At 47.7% G+C, this 2,265-nt stretch carries 3 protein-coding genes; all 3 read right to left on the bottom strand.

Translation table 11 applies throughout. From position 1 onward, the window contains the following. On the bottom strand, window positions 1-694 hold a 694-nt coding region (gene queG, locus Q0241_RS07145), incomplete at its 3' end, for a tRNA epoxyqueuosine(34) reductase QueG (protein ID WP_299375279.1). 91 nt (window positions 695-785) lie between these two features. Beyond that, window positions 786-1,925, bottom strand: coding sequence for a tRNA guanosine(34) transglycosylase Tgt (gene tgt, locus Q0241_RS07140; RefSeq protein WP_299375276.1), 1,140 nt, complete (start codon window positions 1,923-1,925; stop codon window positions 786-788). Beyond that, window positions 1,922-2,265, bottom strand: a 344-nt coding sequence (locus tag Q0241_RS07135; protein ID WP_299375273.1) for an S-adenosylmethionine:tRNA ribosyltransferase-isomerase, incomplete at its 5' end; no start/stop codon positions are given. The genes Q0241_RS07135 and tgt, both read right to left, overlap by 4 nt.

The following is a 2,265-nucleotide window of genomic DNA, read 5'->3' as shown; positions in this document are numbered from 1 at the left end:
GGTATTCAATTGTTAAGTAAGAGATACAGCGTTTCGCATCCAGAACATAGGGGGAGGGAAAGGCATCTGTAGGGCAGATGGATAAGCATTTGTTGCAGCTGCCACAGTGATCCTCTTCTTGCCGGTCCGTTTTAAGGTCCAGATCGGTGTAAATTTCCCCAAGGAAAAGCCACGATCCATATTCTCTGGAAACCAGATGGGTATTTTTACCCTGCCAACCGATACCAGATTGCGCCGCAGCAACTTTCTCCAGCACGGGGGCCGTATCGACAAAAACTTTGACCTGACATTCCAGATTTTCAACCATCCAGCGGGCAAGGGCTTTTAAACGCTTTTTGATGAAATCGTGATAATCTTTGTTTCTGGCATAGACAGAAATATTACCTCGATCATCGAAATCCAGATTGGCAAGGGCGGGTTCTGCTGGACCATAATTGACGCCCAGAACAATAATGCTTTTTGCATCTTCCCACATTGCTGTGGGGTCTTCGCGCCACTCTATCCGGTTTTCCATCCAAGCCATATTGCCGTGATACCCAAGATCGAGAAAAGTACGAAGATTTTGCTGGTTTTTCTCGTTAATTTTAGCTGGCGAAAACCCAACAGTATCAAATTTGAGTTCAAGGGCCTTTTGACGAATAGCTGCCGCAGGCTCGAGCCGGGAAGGGGCAATTTTCGAGGACTTTTTGCTCATGACCTTCCTTCCCTTTCTTTATCTATTTACCGTTTATATGTCTCTACAAAGATGACGATTTGAATATGTATAGCATATGTCTGTTGCTATTTTAATCCAACGCAGGGATGTCGCCCCCATCTTGCAACTTGTAGAATTCCTCTTGGAAAGCTTCAAATGTACCGGCGGCGATTGCATCTCGCATGCCAGCCATAAGTTCCTGATAATAGGCAAGGTTGTGTATGGTTAGCAGGATGGGGCCAAGCATTTCTTTTGCAACGAAGAGATGACGCAGATAAGCACGGCTGAATTGCGTACAGCACATACATTTACACTGATCATCAACCGGGCGATGATCATCTTGGTGTCTCTTATTTCGCATATTCAAGGCACCGCGGCGGGTAAAGGCCTGTGCATTACGACCTGATCGGGTCGGCAGGACACAATCAAACATATCAATACCGCGTGCAACGGCACCAACCAGATCTGATGGCTTTCCAACCCCCATTAGATATCGGGGTTTGTCCTCTGGCAGATGAGGCATGGTATGATCAAGAACTTCGAACATAATTTTCTGGCCTTCACCGACAGCAAGACCGCCGACAGCATAGCCTTCGAACCCTACGTCGATGAGGGCTTCGGCTGATTCCTTGCGCAAATCTTCATAGGTTGATCCTTGCACAATACCAAAAAGGCCGTATCCATCTCTGTCTTTGAAGGCTTTACGACAGCGCTCAGCCCAACGCATGGAACGACGCATGGAATGGGCGGCTTCTTCGTGCGTAGCAGGGTATGGTGTACATTCATCCAGAACCATGGTGATGTTGGAATCCAACAGATGTTGAATTTCCATGGACCGTTCTGGTGTCAGGTTATGTTTACTGCCGTCAATATGGGATTGGAACTTAACGCCTTCTTCCGTGATTTTCCGCAAGCCAGAAAGAGACATAACCTGATAGCCACCTGAATCTGTAAGGATCGGGTGTGGCCAATTCATGAACTTGTGTAATCCACCGTGACGGTCAACCAGCTCTGCTGTCGGGCGTAGCATCAGGTGGTAGGTATTGCCCAACACAACTTCTGCACCCGTTGTTCTCAACTGATCCGGGGTAAGTCCCTTGACCGTTCCTGCAGTTCCTACGGTCATAAATGCAGGGGTCTGAAAGGTGCCGTGGGCAGTGGTAACTTCACCGCGGCGGGCGAGCCCGTCTTTTGCTTGCAGTTCGTATCCGAATTTTGGGGTATTACTCATAGATTGTCCTCACGCTGTAACAGACTACAGTCTCCGTAGGAATAAAAACGATAGCCATTGTCTATGGCGTGTTGATAAGCATTACGCATACGGTCAAGGCCCGCAAAGGCAGAAACCAGCATAAAAAGGGTTGATCTCGGTAAATGGAAGTTGGTGAGTAAAAGATCAACAATTTTAAACTTGTAGCCGGGGGTAATGAAAATATCGGTTTCGCTATCAAACGGGTGGAGTTTCCCATTTTGATCTGCAGCACTTTCCAGCAACCTTAGGGCTGTTGTGCCGACGGCAATAATGCGTCCGCCTTTTTCCCGTGTCTGATTGATGCGGTCTGCAGTTTCCT

The organism is uncultured Kiloniella sp. (assembly GCF_937128705.1).
GTDB lineage: Bacteria > Pseudomonadota > Alphaproteobacteria > Kiloniellales > Kiloniellaceae > Kiloniella.
The sequence above is the reverse complement of the archived record's forward strand: the minus strand, read 5'-3'. Positions and strand labels throughout refer to the sequence as shown.

Excerpts from the sequence above, each read along its gene's own strand:
- tgt (WP_299375276.1), bottom strand. The coding sequence starts at position 1,925 with ATGAGTAATACCCCAAAATTCGGATACGAACTGCAAGCAAAAGACGGG.